Source organism: Campylobacter sp. LH-2024 (assembly GCF_048270605.1).
GTDB lineage: Bacteria > Campylobacterota > Campylobacteria > Campylobacterales > Campylobacteraceae > Campylobacter_D > Campylobacter_D molothri.
The window spans coordinates 64878-80688 of the sequence record NZ_CP168139.1; the positions used below are offsets into that span (position 1 = coordinate 64878).

The 15811-nt window shown below is 29.3% G+C and carries 17 protein-coding genes; 16 read left to right on the forward strand and 1 reads right to left on the reverse strand.

Annotated features, from left to right (window positions below; all coding sequences use genetic code 11):
* Positions 1-3 precede the first annotated feature (3 nt).
* The 5 genes from ACD570_RS00330 to cgb all read left to right on the forward strand — a co-directional run bounded on the left by ACD570_RS00330 (position 4) and on the right by cgb (position 4920).
* Positions 4-2367 carry a DMSO/selenate family reductase complex A subunit gene (locus ACD570_RS00330; protein WP_417904302.1) on the forward strand — a complete coding sequence of 788 codons (2364 nt, stop codon included), beginning with the start codon at positions 4-6 and terminating at the stop codon, positions 2365-2367.
* 10 nt (positions 2368-2377) lie between these two features.
* A complete protein-coding gene (locus tag ACD570_RS00335) occupies positions 2378-3037 on the forward strand; it encodes a DMSO/selenate family reductase complex B subunit (protein ID WP_239820232.1) in 660 nt (219 codons plus the stop codon).
* Positions 3024-3893, forward strand: a complete 870-nt coding sequence (locus tag ACD570_RS00340) for a dimethyl sulfoxide reductase anchor subunit family protein (RefSeq protein ID WP_337200004.1) — start codon at positions 3024-3026, stop codon at positions 3891-3893. Before ACD570_RS00335 ends, ACD570_RS00340 begins: the two co-directional genes overlap by 14 nt.
* A complete protein-coding gene (locus tag ACD570_RS00345; RefSeq protein ID WP_337207610.1) occupies positions 3890-4438 on the forward strand; it encodes a TorD/DmsD family molecular chaperone in 549 nt (182 codons plus the stop codon). Before ACD570_RS00340 ends, ACD570_RS00345 begins: the two co-directional genes overlap by 4 nt.
* A 68-nt stretch (positions 4439-4506) precedes the next feature.
* Positions 4507-4920 carry a single-domain globin Cgb gene (gene cgb, locus ACD570_RS00350; RefSeq protein WP_337207611.1) on the forward strand — a complete coding sequence of 138 codons (414 nt, stop codon included), beginning with the start codon at positions 4507-4509 and terminating at the stop codon, positions 4918-4920.
* A gap of 210 nt (positions 4921-5130) precedes the next feature.
* Here cgb and ACD570_RS00355 read toward each other — a convergent pair whose 3' ends face one another.
* Positions 5131-6765 (reverse strand): multidrug ABC transporter permease/ATP-binding protein, encoded by a 1635-nt coding sequence (locus tag ACD570_RS00355; protein ID WP_337200001.1) that lies wholly within the window; start codon positions 6763-6765, stop codon positions 5131-5133.
* Between the two features lie 125 nt (positions 6766-6890).
* On the opposite strand from ACD570_RS00355, the gene fmt reads away from it, so the two are divergent.
* The 11 genes from fmt to atpC all read left to right on the forward strand — a co-directional run bounded on the left by fmt (position 6891) and on the right by atpC (position 15808).
* Positions 6891-7808 (forward strand): methionyl-tRNA formyltransferase, encoded by a 918-nt coding sequence (gene fmt, locus ACD570_RS00360; protein ID WP_337204949.1) that lies wholly within the window; start codon positions 6891-6893, stop codon positions 7806-7808.
* The gene (locus tag ACD570_RS00365; RefSeq protein ID WP_337196855.1) at positions 7789-8424 is read left to right on the forward strand and encodes a biotin--[acetyl-CoA-carboxylase] ligase; all 636 of its coding nucleotides are present in this window, start codon (positions 7789-7791) and stop codon (positions 8422-8424) included. The genes fmt and ACD570_RS00365 overlap by 20 nt, the downstream gene beginning before the upstream one ends.
* Entirely contained in the window at positions 8421-9206 is a 786-nt protein-coding gene (locus ACD570_RS00370) for a ParA family protein (protein WP_137624032.1), read from the forward strand. The genes ACD570_RS00365 and ACD570_RS00370 overlap by 4 nt, the downstream gene beginning before the upstream one ends.
* Positions 9207-9209: 3 nt before the next feature.
* Positions 9210-10058 (forward strand): ParB/RepB/Spo0J family partition protein, encoded by an 849-nt coding sequence (locus ACD570_RS00375; RefSeq protein WP_200279836.1) that lies wholly within the window; start codon positions 9210-9212, stop codon positions 10056-10058.
* A 76-nt stretch (positions 10059-10134) separates the two neighbouring features.
* Positions 10135-10572 (forward strand): FoF1 ATP synthase subunit B', encoded by a 438-nt coding sequence (locus tag ACD570_RS00380; protein ID WP_200279833.1) that lies wholly within the window; start codon positions 10135-10137, stop codon positions 10570-10572.
* On the forward strand, positions 10569-11063 hold the full coding sequence (locus ACD570_RS00385) for a F0F1 ATP synthase subunit B (RefSeq protein WP_200279830.1): 495 nt from the start codon (positions 10569-10571) through the stop codon (positions 11061-11063). The genes ACD570_RS00380 and ACD570_RS00385 overlap by 4 nt, the downstream gene beginning before the upstream one ends.
* A gap of 1 nt (position 11064) precedes the next feature.
* The gene (locus tag ACD570_RS00390; RefSeq protein ID WP_337204950.1) at positions 11065-11586 is read left to right on the forward strand and encodes a F0F1 ATP synthase subunit delta; all 522 of its coding nucleotides are present in this window, start codon (positions 11065-11067) and stop codon (positions 11584-11586) included.
* 11 nt (positions 11587-11597) lie between these two features.
* Entirely contained in the window at positions 11598-13103 is a 1506-nt protein-coding gene (atpA, locus tag ACD570_RS00395) for a F0F1 ATP synthase subunit alpha (RefSeq protein WP_337204951.1), read from the forward strand.
* An 8-nt stretch (positions 13104-13111) separates the two neighbouring features.
* Positions 13112-13996: an ATP synthase F1 subunit gamma gene (atpG, locus tag ACD570_RS00400; protein ID WP_200279821.1), complete on the forward strand. Its 885-nt coding sequence runs from the start codon at positions 13112-13114 to the stop codon at positions 13994-13996.
* A 25-nt stretch (positions 13997-14021) separates the two neighbouring features.
* Positions 14022-15419, forward strand: coding sequence for a F0F1 ATP synthase subunit beta (atpD, locus tag ACD570_RS00405; RefSeq protein ID WP_200279818.1), 1398 nt, complete (start codon positions 14022-14024; stop codon positions 15417-15419).
* 2 nt (positions 15420-15421) lie between these two features.
* Positions 15422-15808: an ATP synthase F1 subunit epsilon gene (atpC, locus tag ACD570_RS00410; protein WP_239820226.1), complete on the forward strand. Its 387-nt coding sequence runs from the start codon at positions 15422-15424 to the stop codon at positions 15806-15808.
* Positions 15809-15811: the final 3 nt, after the last annotated feature.

Below are 15811 nucleotides of genomic sequence, written 5' to 3' on the forward strand. Positions count from 1 at the left end.
CACATGCAGCAAAATCGTAGAGATTTTTTAAAATGGAGTTCCTTGTTTGGTGGTTTAGCTTTAACTCCTATGCAACTAAGCTCAAATTTATTAAAAACTTCTCCTATGGTAATAAAATGGGCAGGATGCAATGTAAATTGTGGAACAAAATGCCCTATTAAAGTTCATACTCAAGATGGAATTATAAAATACGTTAGCACAGACAATGAAGGAAAAGATGAATTTGACACACGTCAAGCTAGAGCTTGTGTTAGAGGTAGAAGTTCAAGATATAAGGTTTATAATGCCAATCGTCTTAAAAGACCTTTAAAAAGAGTAGGAAAAAGAGGTGAAGGTAAATTTATGCCTATTTCTTGGGAACAAGCATTTGACGAAATCGCTTTAAAAATGAAAGAAACTAAAGATAAATATGGAAATGAAGCATTTTTTATCACTTATGCTACAGGAACTACTGGAACTATTATTAATCGCTGCACCTCGGGTCCTTGGGCAAGACTTTTAAGCTTATATGGAGGTTATTTAAATTATCATAATTCTTATTCAACAGCTCAAATTACAAATGCTATGAATTATTTTTATGGAGGATCTCCAGCGAGCGATATTGCGACTCTGCGTTCTGCAAAACTCGCTATCTTTTTTGGTGCCAATCATGTAGAAACTAGAATGGGTGGAGGTGGTATAGGCTATGCTTATCACAAAGCTTTAGAAGAAAGTAATTGTAAGATTATCCATATTGATCCAAGATATAATGACTCTTGCATAGGGCATTGTGATGAATGGATTCCAATAGCTCCTGGAACAGATGCAGCTTTAATTGCAGCTTTAGCTTATGTTATGATTAAAGAAAATTTGCTTGATAGGAAATTTCTTGATACTTATACTATAGGTTTTAGCGAAAGCACCCTACCAAGCGATGCACCCAAAAATTCAAGTTATGAAAGTTATGTTTTAGGGGTTTGTGATGACATAGAAAAAACTCCTGAGTGGGCTAGTAAAATCACAAAAATTCCATCTCGCCGCATCATTCAACTTGCAAGAGAAATTGCTTTAACTAAACCTTGCTTTATCGAGCAAGGGTGGGGAGTGCAAAGGCATTCTAATGGGGAACAAAATGCAAGAGCTATTGCAACGTTAGCCTGTATGATAGGCAGCATAGGCATAGAAGGAGGCAATACAGGTTGTCGCACTGGATCAAGTAAAACTTATGATATTATGGGAATGCCTTATAAAAATCCTATTAAAGATTCTATCCCTTGTTTTTTATATACTGATGCTATTTATCGTGGTAAAGAAATGACAGATCTTAGTGATGGAGTGCGAGGGACAAAACAACTCAAACAAAATATCAAATTTATTTTCAATACAGCAGGAAATTGTTTAACCAATCAACACAGCACTATTAAAGAAGTTGATCGTATTTTAAGTGATGAAAGTCTGTGTGAATGCATTGTTGATATTAATGTTACAAGAACTCCATCGAATAATTATGCTGATTATATTTTACCTGATGCGACTATGCTAGAGCAAGAAGATTTTATTAGACCTAGCGCAGGATATTATAGCAATAGACCTTATATTATTTATTGCCAAAAAGCTATAGAGCCTGTAGGTGAAGCAAAACCTATTTATGAAATGTGTATTGAACTTGCTAAGAGATTAGGCATAGAGCAAGAATTTAGCGAAGGAAAAACCCAAAAAGATTGGTTAAAATATCTTTATGAAGAAAGCATGAAAAAAAATCCACTCTTGCCAAATTTTGAAGAAATGTGTGAAAAAGGACTTGTAAAATTTAATCCAGTCAAACCCGTTGTTGCACTTGAAGATTTTATAAAAGATCCCATCAATCATCCTTTAAAAACCCCTAGTGGAAAAATCGAAATTTATAGTAATGAACTTGCCAAAATGCAAAAAACTTGGAAATTAAGAGAAGGGCAACAAATTGTTCCTATTCCTGTATTTGAAAGTCAAAGAGAGGGTATACTTGATCCTTTAAAAGAAAAATATCCTTTACAATTTTATGGATATCACTATAAAGGGAGGACTCATTCTAGTTTTTGGGAAATTCCACAAATTAGAGAAACAAATCCTCAAGAAATCTGGATAAATCCTATAGATGCACAAGCAAGAGGTATTAAAACAGGTGATATTATCCAAGTTAGAAATGACTTAGGTATTATCCAAGGAATGGCAAAGGTAACGCCAAAAATCATACCAGGCTGTGCAGTCACTCCTCAAGGAGCTTGGGCTAAATATGAAAATGGTATCGATGTGGGAACTTGTGTTAATTCTTTGGCAAGTATAGTACCAACTGCTATTTCAAAAGGTAATGGGCAACATTCTATTTTAGTAGAAATTGCAAAAGTTTAAGGAGTATAAAATGAATTTAGAAGAAAACTCACAATTTGGCTTCATGCTCGATCAAAGCAAATGTGTAGGATGTAGAACTTGTTCTTTATCTTGCAAAGATTATAAAAATATGCCCGTTGGTGTAAATTTTCGTCGTGTTTTTGAAACAGAAGGCGGTAATTGGACTTGCAAAGAAGAAGATGGAAGTGTAGAACAAAATGTTTTTGCTTATTATACTTCTATATCTTGCAATCACTGCTCCGAACCAGCTTGTCTTAAAGCTTGTCCTACAGGTGCAACTATGAAGGTAAAATGGGGTATAGTGAAAGTTGAAGATAGCATGTGTATAGGGTGTAAGGCTTGTGCTATGGCTTGTCCTTATGGAGCCCCACAATTTAATCACGAAAGTGGGCATATGAGCAAATGTGATGGTTGTTATGATAGACTCAAAGAAGGAAAAAATCCAATTTGTGTGGATTCTTGTCCTTTTAGAGCATTGAAAGCTGGAGATATTGCCAAACTAAGAGAAAAACACGGGAATTTAGCTTCGATAACCCCCTTACCTGATGCAAGCATTACGCATCCAAATTTATGCATAGTGCCTGAAAAACATAGCTTACCTTCGGGAAATAAAAGTGCAATTTTTTATTTGCCGCAAAATTATCAAGGAGTAAAAAATGACATCCTTTAATCATATTTTTAGCGAAATGCCTTTGGTACTTTTTACCATACTAGCTCAAGCAGTAATAGGTCTTAGTTTTGTTTATACTCCTGCTTTTTTAAATGGCTATAAGAATTTTACTCATTTAAAATATTTTGGACTTTTTTTAGGTATAGCTATGATCATAGCTTTCATACCTTCTTTTTTTCACCTAAATGATATAAAGCATATTTTTAATGTTATAAATCGTATTGGATTTTTTTATGCTAATAATCAATGGTATATAGGTTGGATGAATAATGAAATTTTATTCTCTTCTCTTGTTTGCATTTTTGGTTTTTTACTTTATTATAAAAATAAAAAATGGATCTTTTTTTTAGCATTATTATCTGGAATTTTAGGAATTTTCTTTATGAGTGGAGCTTATGGTTCTATGGAAAAAAGCGTTCCAACTTGGGATTTTAAAATCACCTTACTTTATTTTTTTGCTAGTGCAATTTTTTTAGGTTCTATTCTTTATTATTGTTTTTTTGAAAAAAGTAAGCATGAAAGAAAAATGTCTTTTTTTGCAGGACTTATAGGTATAGGGCTCCTAAGTACAGCTATTGTTTTACAAACTTTACATGTAGGGCAAACTTGGATTATGGGACTTGTAAATCCTTTTGAGCTTTTAGGAGGAGCTTATATTTGGTTTATTAGCTTATCTTTTGCTTTCTTAGGTTTAAGTATTACTTGTTGGTATTTAAATAACTATCTTTATGAAAAATTCCAAAGCAAATTTTTTACCTATTTTGCCCTATTATGTGCATTTATAGGAGTATTTATTACTAGAATGCTATTTTATGGCTTAATAAGCACACAAATAATGCTTGGATATCCTCAATGAAACATCTAGCAATAGATATTTTCATTACTTTTTTTAAAAATCCGCCTAAGCAAGATTTGTTAAAGAAAATTCAAGAAGAACAACTCTGGCAAAGGTGGTTTTTAAAAAATGAAAATCCTTTGCAAAAACAAGCTCTAAAATTACTAAGCTATTCTAAAGAAGATGAAAAAATAATAGGATATGATTTTACCTGTCTTTTTTTAAGCGATATTGATTTTGTTAAAGCTCCACCTTATGCTTCTTTTTATCTTGATAAAGACAAAGAAATTTATTCAAACAATTCCGAAAAAGTCAAAAATATCTTTTTAAAATATAATTTTTTGACTTTTTTAGAAAACGAACCTCAAGATAGTTTGATTAACGAACTTTTATTTATTAAAGAATTGCTAAAAAACAATAACGAAGAAATATTAAAAGAATTTTTAGAAAAAGAATTTTTTACTTGGTTTAATGCTTGGAATGAAGATTTAGAAAAAGAAGCAAAAAGCGATTTTTACAAAGGCTTAGCTATGCTTATGAGAGATTTTTTTAATAATTTAACATAGGTTATTTTTTTATCCTTTGATTTTATATATAATTACCCTTGTTTTAAAATATTATTTTAAGGGGAAATATGACTCAAGAACAAATTCAAATCATTAAAGATTGTATACCAACTTTACAAAAAAATGGAGAGGAACTTACCAAAGAATTTTATAAAATCATGTTTAATGATTATCCTGAAGTAAAATCTATGTTTAACATGGAAAAACAAATTTCAGGAGAACAACCAAAAGCTTTAGCAATGGCAATTTTAATTGCAGCTAAAAATATAGATGATTTAGAAAAAATGAGATCTTTTGTTGATAAAGTTGCCATAACTCATGTGAAATTAGGAGTTAAAGAGGAGCACTATCCTATAGTTGGAACTTGTCTTTTAAAAGCCATAAAAAGTCTTTTAAATCCAGATGAAGCTACTCTTAAAGCTTGGGAAGTTGCTTATAATAAAATAGCTAAATTTTACATTGATATAGAAAAAACTCTATAAAAAAGTTATTATTTGCTTAAATATAAACAAAAGTTTAAGCAAATAACTATTAAAAATATAAAATTTTATAATATTTCAAAAGTTATTGAATATAAATATTAATTTTTATAAGCATGCTATTTTAATTACAAAGTAAAAATTCTAGGGAATTTTAAAAACTAAAAAATATTATATCATCCACATTATAATCTAAAAAATTATCATTAAATCTCACTCAAATTGATCGATTAAATTTTTAGCTTTTTCTTTAATATTTTCTCCTCTTAGCTCACTTATATTACCTTCTTGTGCGAGTAAAATTCGATCAGCACTATCAAAGTAAGCATCATCGTGTGTAATGGCAAAAATAGTTTTTCCTTGTGCTTTTAGTAAGGGTAAAAGTTTTTTATAAAAAAATTTTCTAAATACCGGATCTTGATCTGCAGCCCATTCATCAAGAATTAAAACATCTCTTTGTTCAAGCAAAGCTATAAGCATAGCTAAACGCTTTTTTTGTCCCGTGGAAAGCTTGGTAAAAGTTAGCTCATTATCTACAACACTTGTTTTATTCTTAAGCTCTAAAAAATTAAGCCAAAAAGCAATTTTATCTTCACTTGCAAAACCATTTTTACTTAAAGTTTTGCTAAAAAGATGAAAATCACTAAACACAGCAGAAATAAGCGATCTATATTGTTTTAAACTTTTTTCATCATCAATTCGTATATTATCTACATAAATTTCACCATTACTTGGCTTAAAAAGTCCCGTTAAAAGCATACAAAAAGTTGATTTTCCACTTCCATTTTTACCGATTAAAAATACAAGTTCGCCTTTTTTTATATCAATATTTACAGGATTTAAACTGAAATTTTTATCATAAGAGAAAGAAACATTTTTAAAAGAAATTTGTTTCCAGTCTTTAATATAATCTATCTTTTCAAAACCTTCTTTATATTCATCTAATTCTAATTTTTCAATTTTATCCAAAGCGATTTTTGCTAAAAGCAAGGTAGGAAAAGAAGAGATCATAGAAACCAAAGGAGTTCTCAAAAATAAAATAGAAAGAGCTATAGTTGTTGCTTCATTTACGCTTGCTAAATCATACTTTAAAGCTAGAAAAAATTCCATGCCTACCAAAGCTAAAAGCGTTATATTGGTCCAATTATTTGATAAATTATTGAAGAGATTTCCTAGGGTGCTATTTATTTTTTTTGCTTTAGCATTATTTTCAAATTCAAGTTCATAATAAAGTTTAGCCCTATCTTGATTAATTAAAAGTTCTTTATGCCCATCGAGTATATTTTGATAATTATTTTGCAAAGCGTCATCATTTTCCCTAGCTTTGCGAAAATAATAATAAACCTTCATCATTAAAAAATGATTTGTTATAAAAATAATCGCAATCCAAACAGCACAAAAAATAAAAATTTCAAAAGAAAGATAACATAAATAAACACTTGTGCAAAAAATCAAAATACTTGATTGCAAAAAATCAGGCAAACGCAAAAGCCCAAAAGATATATTTCTAACATCAGAACCTAAAGATGCTAGAATTCTTGCTTTTCCCACTTTGGCTACACGTAATAAAGGAGTATCTAGAATTTGTTTTACAATGCGTTTTTGCATTTTAAAAATAAAATTTTGCCCAAAAATACTCAATCCAAGCTCTACTATAGTCGAACTTATAAAAAAAACTAAAAGTAAAATTAGAAAGTAAAAAATAGGTATATTTTGCACACTTTTAAGCAAATAATCATTTATAAAAATTAAAGTAAAAACTCCAACAATACTCGTTAAAAAAGAAAAAAATAAAAAAGATAAAAATTTTAACTTATTATTTTTAAGCATTTCAATGATAAAAGACATTTTTCAACTCCAAATTATTTTTTATTATAAACTTTTCAAATAATAAAAAATAAAGAATACTAAAGATAAAGCATTTTTAAATTCAAATTAGATACCATTTTAAAAAAAATATCAAGATGGATCTAATGAAAAAAATAATTTTTATGGGAACCCCAGCTTATGCAACTTGCATTTTAAAAGCTCTTTTAGAAAATAAAAATTTTAATATTATAGCACTTTTTACTCAACCTGATAAGGCTGTAGGTAGAAAACAAATTTTAACTCCAAGTCACACTAAAGCTTTTTTAAATAATCACTCCCCTAATATTCCAATTTTCACACCTAAATCATTAAAAGATGAAGTAATTATTGAACAAATTAGGGATTTAAAACCTGATTTTATTGTAGTAGCTGCCTATGGAAAAATTTTACCTAAAGCTATTTTAGATATAGCCCCTTGCGTGAATTTGCATGCTTCTTTATTACCAAAATATCGTGGTGCTAGCCCTATTCAAAGTGCTATTTTAAATGGTGATGAAAAAAGCGGGGTTTGTACTATGCTTATGGAAGAAGGACTTGATACAGGCCCCATACTTGAAAGTTTAGAATGTAATATTAAAAATAAAAATTCAAGCGAAGTTTTTGAAATATTAGCAAATTTAGCTGCAAAGCTTATCATTTCCACTCTTTTAAATTTTAAAAATTTAATCCCAAAAAAACAAGATGAAAATTTAGCAACCCAATGTACAAAAATAAAAAAAGAAGATGGGATGATTGTTTTATATAATGCAAAAGAAATTTATCAAAAATATCTTGCTTTCAATCCTTGGCCAAATATTTTTTTAAACAATGGTTTAAAATTTTTAGAATTAGAACTTATAGATGAAAATAAGCAATTTAATCAAGAAGGAGAAATTTTAGAATTAGAAAAAGAAAGTTTTTTATTATCTTGCAAACAAGGCATTTTACGTATAAAAAAATTGCAAGAAAGTGGAAAAAAAGTCCTTGATGGACGTACTTATCTAAATGGAAAGAGGTTAAAAGTTGGAGATTGTTTGTATTAAAAGTATTAATTCAACTCATCTTTTTTTATGTGATCAAATTCGCAGTGGAAAAATAAAAAACAATACTGCTTTATATGCTTTAGAACAAACTCAAGGAGTAGGAAGTAGGGAAAATTCATGGCAAAGCTCAAAGGGAAATTTACATCTTTCTTTTTGCTTAAAAGAAGAAGATTTACCTAAAGATTTACCTTTAGCTTCAGTTAGCATTTATTTTGCCTATTTAATCAAAGAAATTTTAGCCAATAAAGGTTCTAAAATATGGCTTAAATGGCCTAATGATTTATATTTAGATGATAAAAAAGCTGGGGGGATTATAAGTACAAAAATTACTAATTTTATCATTGGAGGCATAGGATTGAATATAGCTTTTGCTCCAGAAAATAGGGCTTTATGTGATATTAAAATACCAATTGAAATTTTAGTTAAAGAGTTTGTAAAAAAGCTAGAAAAAAAAATTTTATGGAAGAATATTTTTAGCAAGTATATGTTAGAATTTGAAAAATCAAGACATTTTAGCGTCCATTATGAAGGCAGAATTTTTTCACTTAAAGATGCTTGTTTATATCAAGATGGATCAATTTTATTAGATAATAAAAGGGTATATAGTTTAAGATGAGCGAGATTATTACAATAGCAAATCAAAAAGGTGGTGTAGGAAAAACAACAACAGCTGTAAATTTAGCAGCTTCTTTAGCAGTAGCAGAAAAAAAAGTACTTTTAATTGATGTTGATCCTCAAGCTAATGCTACAACAGGACTTGGATTTAACCGCAATAATTATGAATATAATATTTATCATGTTTTTATAGGCAGAAAAAAGCTTTCTGATATTATTTTAAAAACAGAATTACCACAACTTCATTTAGCTCCATCAAATATTGGACTTGTAGGTATAGAGCAAGAACTTGCTAAGGGCGAAAACAATGAAAAGAAAACCGTATTAAAAAATCAAATTCAAGAAGTTTTAGATGAATATGATTTTATCATTATAGATTCTCCACCAGCACTTGGAAGTATTACTATCAATGCTTTTGCTGCAAGTGATAGTGTTATCATCCCTATACAATGTGAATTTTATGCCTTAGAAGGTGTTGCTATGGTTTTAAATACTATTAAAATCATTAAAAAAACACTTAATCCTAAACTTAAAGTAAGAGGTTTCTTGCCAACTATGTATAGTTCTCAAAACAATCTTTCTAAGGATGTTGTAGAGGACTTAAAGCAAAATTTTAAAAAACAGCTTTTTACAATCAATGGCAATGAGGATGATTTTATCGTTATTCCACGTAATGTTAAATTAGCAGAAAGTCCTAGTTTTGGCAAACCTATCATACTTTATGATATAAAATCGCCTGGATCTTTAGCTTATCAAAATTTAGCTTATTCAATTTTAGGATAAAAAATGGGATTAAATAAAGATAGAGGTTTAAAAAGCCTCATGGGAAATGTAGAAGAAGTATATACTAGAGAACTTGGGCTTGATAAAAATCAAGTTAAACTTATTGAGATTAAAAAAATTATCCCAAATCCCTTTCAACCAAGAAAAGTTTTTGATGAAACAGCTTTAAACGAACTTGCAAATTCTATTAAAGAATATGGATTAATACAACCTATTATAGTATTGCAAAAAGAAGATAAATTTATTTTAGTTGCAGGCGAAAGAAGACTAAGAGCTACTCAAATTTTAGGCGAAGAAAATATATTGGCTTTTGTATCTGATAGAGATGAAATTAAACTTAGAGAACTTGCTCTTATAGAAAATATTCAAAGAGAAAATTTAAATCCTATAGAACTTGCCCATTCTTATAAAGATTTAATCGAGGTGCATAATATTACTCAAGAAAATTTAGCTGAACTTATTCATAAAAGTCGAACTCAAATTACTAATACCTTAAGACTTTTAAATTTAGATAATCGAACTCAAAAACTTATTATTGAAGGTAAAATCTCTCAAGGTCACGCTAAAGTTTTAGTTGGATTAAATGAAAAAGATGAAAAAATGCTAGTTGACAGTATCATAGGTCAAAAACTCAATGTAAGAGAAACAGAAAAAATTGCTCAAAAATTAAAAAATAAAGAAAAAATAGAAAATAATGCTGAAAAAGAAGATACAGAATTTGAAAATTCTATGCAAAGCTTAAAACAAATTTTAAATAAAATCGGCTTTTCTTGCACCCATAAGAAAAATAATTTTATTATTCATTTAGAAAATATCGCTGAAATTAACAAGTTAATTAAAATTTTTAATTAATTTAACACAATTCTTATGTTTTATATGCTACAATAAGAAGTTTTTTAGGAATTATAGCAAAAAAAGGGAAATTTTTATGTTTGAAGATATGCATCCATCTATAATGTTTGCTACTATGGCTATTTTTTTAGCTATGATAGTCATTTTAAATACTATGCTATATAAACCTCTTTTAAAATCTATAGACGAAAGAAATGATTCTATTAAAAATGATGAAGCTAAAGCAAAGCAATACTCTCAAGATATATCAAATGCTAATGATGAAGTTGAAGCAATTTATGCTAATACCAGAGAAGAGGTTTTTAAAATTAAACAGCAAGCAATCAATGCTGCTAAAGAAGAGGCCAATCAAATCATTAAAGCCAAAAAAGAAGAACTAGAGCGAAGAATGAATAGTTTTTATCTAGAACTCGAAAATCAAAAAAAAGAATTTAAAGAAAATTTGAGTCAATATTTGCCAGATTTAAAACAAGCTTTGCAAAATAATATTAAAAAAATAGGAATAAAAGAATGAAAATTTTATATAGTCTCATTTTATTAAGTCCTATATATGCAATGGCTGCAACTGAGTATGATATTGTTCCTAGAACTATTAATTTTTTTATTTTTATAGCTATTTTATATTATTTTTCGGCAAATTTTTTTAAGAATTTTTATAAAAATCGTATTATAAAAATTTCTTCTAAAATTGATGAAATTCAAAAAAATCTCTTAGAAAGCAAAGCGAAAAAAATCGATATAATGAAAAAAATCGAAGAAGCTAAAGCTAATTCTGTAGCAGCTATATCTATGGCTAAAAAAGAAGCAGATATTTATATGCAAAAAATCAAAGAAGAAGCTCAAAATGAAGTTACTTTGCTTGAGCAAAATTTTGAAGATCAAAAAAAATACGAATTAAGAAAAATGAAAAAAGAAGTTGTTTCTTGTGCTTTACAAGAAATTTTTGAAGATATAAGATTAAAACAAAATGAAATTATAGATATAATATCAAAGAAAGTGTCTTAATATGGATAATTTAATTGCAAAAAAATATGCAAAAGCTATTATTAAAAGAACAGATATGGAAGATTTTTATTATCGTTTATCTGTTTTGAATTCTGCTTTTTGTATGCCTAAATTTAAAGATATTATCAATTCTAATCAAATTCAAAAAGATAAAAAATTAGATTTATTAAATTCTTTTTTTGAAAAAATAAATCCAAATTTTATCAATTTTCTAAAAATACTATTAAAAAATTCAAGACTTAATCATATCCCTCAAATTTTTAAAGAACTTCAAAGACAAAGGGCTTTAAAAGAAAATATATGCCAAGGTATTATATATTCAAAAGAAATTTTAAATGATGACAAAATAAAGGAACTTGAAAATAAACTTAATTTAAAATTAAATACAAAAATCAAATTAAAAAATGAAATAAGTCAAAATGATGGTATTAAAATTTATTTAGAAGAATTAGGTTATGAAATTGCTTTTTCAATAAAAGCTTTTCAAAATAAAATAAGTGAATATATACTTAAAATTATTTAAGGAGAATATGTATGAATTTTAAAGCTGATGAAATCAGTTCTATTATAAAAGAAAAAATCGAAAATTTTGATTTAGACCTTGAAATTGAAGAAACTGGAAAAATTATTTCTATAGCAGATGGCGTTGCTAAAGCCTATGGATTAAAAAATATCATGGCCGGTGAAATGGTTGAATTTGAAAACGGCGATAAAGGTATGGCTCTTAACCTTGAAGAAAGTAGTGTAGGTATTATTATACTTGGAAAAGGTGAAGGTTTAAAAGAAGGATCTTCTATAAAACGCTTAAAAAAACTTCTTAAAGTTCCGGTGGGGAATGCTTTAGTTGGAAGAGTTGTTAATGCTCTAGGAGAACCAATTGATGCTAAAGGCCCTATTGATAGTAACGAATTTCGTTGTGTAGAAGAAAAAGCTAAAGGTATTATGGCGAGAAAAAGCGTCCATGAGCCTTTGCAAACTGGAATTAAAGCAATAGATGCTCTAGTTCCAATTGGTCGTGGTCAAAGAGAACTTATTATTGGTGATAGACAAACAGGAAAAACGACTGTAGCTATTGATACTATTATAGCTCAAAAAGGACAAGATGTCATTTGTATTTATGTTGCTATTGGACAAAAACAAAGCACAGTAGCTCAAGTTGTGAAAAAACTTGAAGAACATGGGGCAATGGATTACACTATAGTTATTAATGCTGGTGCAAGTGATCCAGCATCTCTTCAATATATTGCACCTTATACTGGTGTTACCATGGGAGAATTTTTTAGAGACAATGCTAAACATGCTCTAATTGTTTATGATGATCTAAGCAAACATGCTGTAGCTTACCGTGAAATGTCTTTAATTTTACGTCGTCCTCCTGGTCGTGAAGCTTATCCTGGTGATGTTTTTTATCTTCACTCAAGACTTTTAGAAAGAGCGAGCAAGTTAAGTGATGAATTAGGCGCAGGGTCACTTACTGCTTTACCAATTATAGAAACACAAGCTGGAGATGTTTCAGCTTATATTCCAACTAATGTTATTTCTATTACCGATGGACAAATCTTTTTAGAGACAGATTTATTTAACTCTGGAATTCGCCCTGCAATTAATGTTGGCTTATCTGTTTCTAGGGTTGGTGGATCCGCCCAAATTAAAGCAACTAAGCAAGTATCTGGAACTTTAAGATTGGATCTTGCACAATATAGAGAACTCCAAGCTTTTGCTCAATTTGCTAGTGATCTTGATGAGGCAAGCAGAAAACAACTTGAACGTGGTCAAAGAATGGTAGAGCTTTTAAAACAGCCTCCTTATGCACCAATTAGTATAGAAAAACAAATTGTTTTAATTTTTGCTGGCGCTAAAGGACATTTAGATAATATACCAGTTTCAAAAATTCAAGAATTTGAAACTGGAATTTATTCATTTATTGAGACAAAATATCCAGATGTTTTTGAACAAATTCGTTCCAAAAAAGCTTTAGATGCGGAATTAGAAGAAAAATTAACTAAAGTTATTAATGAGTTTAAATCAAATCAGCTATAAGGTCTTTTATGTCTAATTTAAAAGAAATTAAAAGAAAAATAAAAAGCGTTTATAATACACAAAAAACGACTAATGCTATGAAGCTTGTTTCTACAGCTAAATTAAAAAAAGCTGAAGAAGCAGCTAGAAAATCAAAAGTATATGCTGAAAAAATTGATGAAATGTTAAGTGAAATTTCATTTCAAATCAATAAAATTATCTATAATGAAGATGATTCAAGATTTGCCTTATTTCATAAAAGAAATAAAATTCAAAATGTTGATTTAATTTTTATAACAGCAGATAAAGGGCTATGCGGCGGATTTAATATCAAAACTTTAAAAGCAGTTAATGATTTATTAAAAGATTATAAAGCAAAAAATATTAATGTTCGCCTAAAAGCTATAGGCAAAACAGGTGTTGAATATTTTAGCTTTCAAAGAATAGAATTATTTGAAAAATATATTGGATTAAGTTCTACGCCAAGCTATGAACAAGCTTGTTCGATTATTCATTCTTCTGTTAATGATTATATTAATGGAATTACAGATGAAGTTATTTTAATCCACAATGGATATAAAAATATGATCACCCAAGAATTGAAAGTTTCTCATCTCATTCCAGTAGAGCCTAAAAAAAATGAAGCGGAGCCGAGTTCTCTTTTAGAGCTTGAACCAGATAATGTTGGCTTATTAGAAGATTTAATAAAAACTTACTTAGAATATAATATATATTATGCATTAATCGATTCTTTAGCGGCTGAGCATAGTGCTAGAATGCAAGCTATGGATAATGCAACCAATAATGCAAAAACTAGAGTAAAACAGCTTAACCTTGCTTACAATAAAGCAAGACAAGAATCTATTACCACTGAACTTATAGAAATTATCAGTGGCGTTGAATCAATGAAATAGTAAATTTTTAAGGAGAGTATTAATAATGCAAGGATTTATTTCACAGATATTAGGTCCGGTTGTTGATGTAGATTTTGATAACTATTTACCTCAAATTAATGAAGCTATTGTCGTTAATTTTGAAAGCGAGGGAAAAAAACATAAACTCGTTTTAGAAGTAGCCGCACATTTAGGGGATAATAGAGTTAGAACCATCGCTATGGATATGACAGATGGTTTAGTTAGAGGAATGGAAGCTCAAGCTTTAGGAACTCCTATTAGTGTACCTGTTGGTGAAAAAGTTTTAGGAAGAATTTTCAATGTAACTGGTGATTTAATAGATGAAGGTGAAGAAATCACCTTTGATAAAAAATGGGCAATCCATAGAGATCCACCAGCTTTTGAAGATCAAAGCACTAAAAGTGAAATTTTTGAAACTGGAATTAAAGTTGTCGATTTATTGGCACCTTATGCAAAAGGTGGAAAAGTAGGACTTTTTGGTGGAGCTGGTGTTGGAAAAACTGTTATTATTATGGAACTTATCCACAATGTTGCTTTTAAACATAGCGGATATTCAGTTTTTGCCGGCGTTGGTGAAAGAACTCGCGAAGGAAATGATCTTTATAATGAAATGAAAGAAAGTAACGTTTTAGATAAAGTTGCTTTATGTTATGGACAAATGAATGAACCACCAGGTGCAAGAAATCGTATCGCGTTAACAGGTCTTACAATGGCAGAATATTTTAGAGATGAAATGGGACTTGATGTGTTAATGTTTATTGACAATATCTTTAGATTTTCTCAATCAGGTTCCGAAATGTCAGCTCTTTTAGGAAGAATTCCTTCAGCTGTTGGTTATCAACCAACTTTGGCAAGCGAAATGGGTAAATTTCAAGAAAGAATTACTTCGACTAAAAAAGGCTCTATCACTTCAGTGCAAGCTGTATATGTTCCAGCCGATGATTTAACCGATCCAGCCCCTGCTACTGTTTTTGCTCATTTAGATGCAACAACTGTTTTAAATAGAGCTATTGCTGAAAAAGGAATTTATCCAGCAGTTGATCCATTAGACTCTACATCAAGAATGCTTGATCCAAATATTATCGGAGAAAAACATTATAAAGTAGCGCGCGGAGTACAATCTGTTCTTCAAAAATATAAAGATTTGCAAGATATTATTGCTATTTTAGGTATGGATGAACTTAGTGAAGAAGATAAACTTATAGTTGAAAGAGCGAGAAAAATAGAAAAATTCTTATCTCAGCCATTCTTTGTTGCTGAAGTTTTTACTGGAAGCCCAGGAAAATATATCTCTCTTGAAGAAACCATAGCCGGTTTTGAAGGAATCTTAGAAGGCAAATATGATCATTTGCCAGAAAATGCTTTCTATATGGTTGGAAATATTGAAGAAGCAATTGCAAAGGCTGATAAAATCAAAGGTTAATAATGGATAATTTATTTAAAATTGAAATTATCACACCTATGGGTGTAATTTATGAAGGCGATATAAAATCAGTCACTTTACCAGGAAGCGAAGGAGAATTTGGCGTGTTAAAAAATCACGCAGCTTTAGTTTCTTCATTAAAATCAGGTATTATTGATATAGAAAAAAATGATTCTAACCATGAATTAATCGCAATTGATGCAGGACATGTTAAAGTAGATGAAGATAAAACTAGCGTTTTAGCAAAAGGAGCGGTTTGGATTTCGGGATCTGATGAAAGCGAAATACAAAAAAATCTTGCCAAGGCTAAAGAATTGATCAAATCAATGAGTTCAGATAATATTGCCCTAGCTGCCACTTTTTCTAAAATAGACAATATAAAAGGTTAACAA

Bases quoted from the DNA above. Each gene is read 5' to 3' on its own strand.
- ACD570_RS00330 (WP_417904302.1), top strand. From the start codon at position 4: ATGCAGCAAAATCGTAGAGATTTTTTAAAATGGAGTTCCTTGTTTGGT.
- ACD570_RS00335 (WP_239820232.1), top strand. From the start codon at position 2,378: ATGAATTTAGAAGAAAACTCACAATTTGGCTTCATGCTCGATCAAAGC.
- ACD570_RS00340 (WP_337200004.1), top strand. From the start codon at position 3,024: ATGACATCCTTTAATCATATTTTTAGCGAAATGCCTTTGGTACTTTTT.
- ACD570_RS00345 (WP_337207610.1), top strand. From the start codon at position 3,890: ATGAAACATCTAGCAATAGATATTTTCATTACTTTTTTTAAAAATCCG.
- cgb (WP_337207611.1), top strand. From the start codon at position 4,507: ATGACTCAAGAACAAATTCAAATCATTAAAGATTGTATACCAACTTTA.
- ACD570_RS00355 (WP_337200001.1), bottom strand. From the start codon at position 6,765: ATGTCTTTTATCATTGAAATGCTTAAAAATAATAAGTTAAAATTTTTA.
- fmt (WP_337204949.1), top strand. From the start codon at position 6,891: ATGAAAAAAATAATTTTTATGGGAACCCCAGCTTATGCAACTTGCATT.
- ACD570_RS00370 (WP_137624032.1), top strand. From the start codon at position 8,421: ATGAGCGAGATTATTACAATAGCAAATCAAAAAGGTGGTGTAGGAAAA.
- ACD570_RS00375 (WP_200279836.1), top strand. From the start codon at position 9,210: ATGGGATTAAATAAAGATAGAGGTTTAAAAAGCCTCATGGGAAATGTA.
- ACD570_RS00380 (WP_200279833.1), top strand. From the start codon at position 10,135: ATGTTTGAAGATATGCATCCATCTATAATGTTTGCTACTATGGCTATT.
- ACD570_RS00385 (WP_200279830.1), top strand. From the start codon at position 10,569: ATGAAAATTTTATATAGTCTCATTTTATTAAGTCCTATATATGCAATG.
- ACD570_RS00390 (WP_337204950.1), top strand. From the start codon at position 11,065: ATGGATAATTTAATTGCAAAAAAATATGCAAAAGCTATTATTAAAAGA.
- atpA (WP_337204951.1), top strand. From the start codon at position 11,598: ATGAATTTTAAAGCTGATGAAATCAGTTCTATTATAAAAGAAAAAATC.
- atpG (WP_200279821.1), top strand. From the start codon at position 13,112: ATGTCTAATTTAAAAGAAATTAAAAGAAAAATAAAAAGCGTTTATAAT.
- atpD (WP_200279818.1), top strand. From the start codon at position 14,022: ATGCAAGGATTTATTTCACAGATATTAGGTCCGGTTGTTGATGTAGAT.
- atpC (WP_239820226.1), top strand. From the start codon at position 15,422: ATGGATAATTTATTTAAAATTGAAATTATCACACCTATGGGTGTAATT.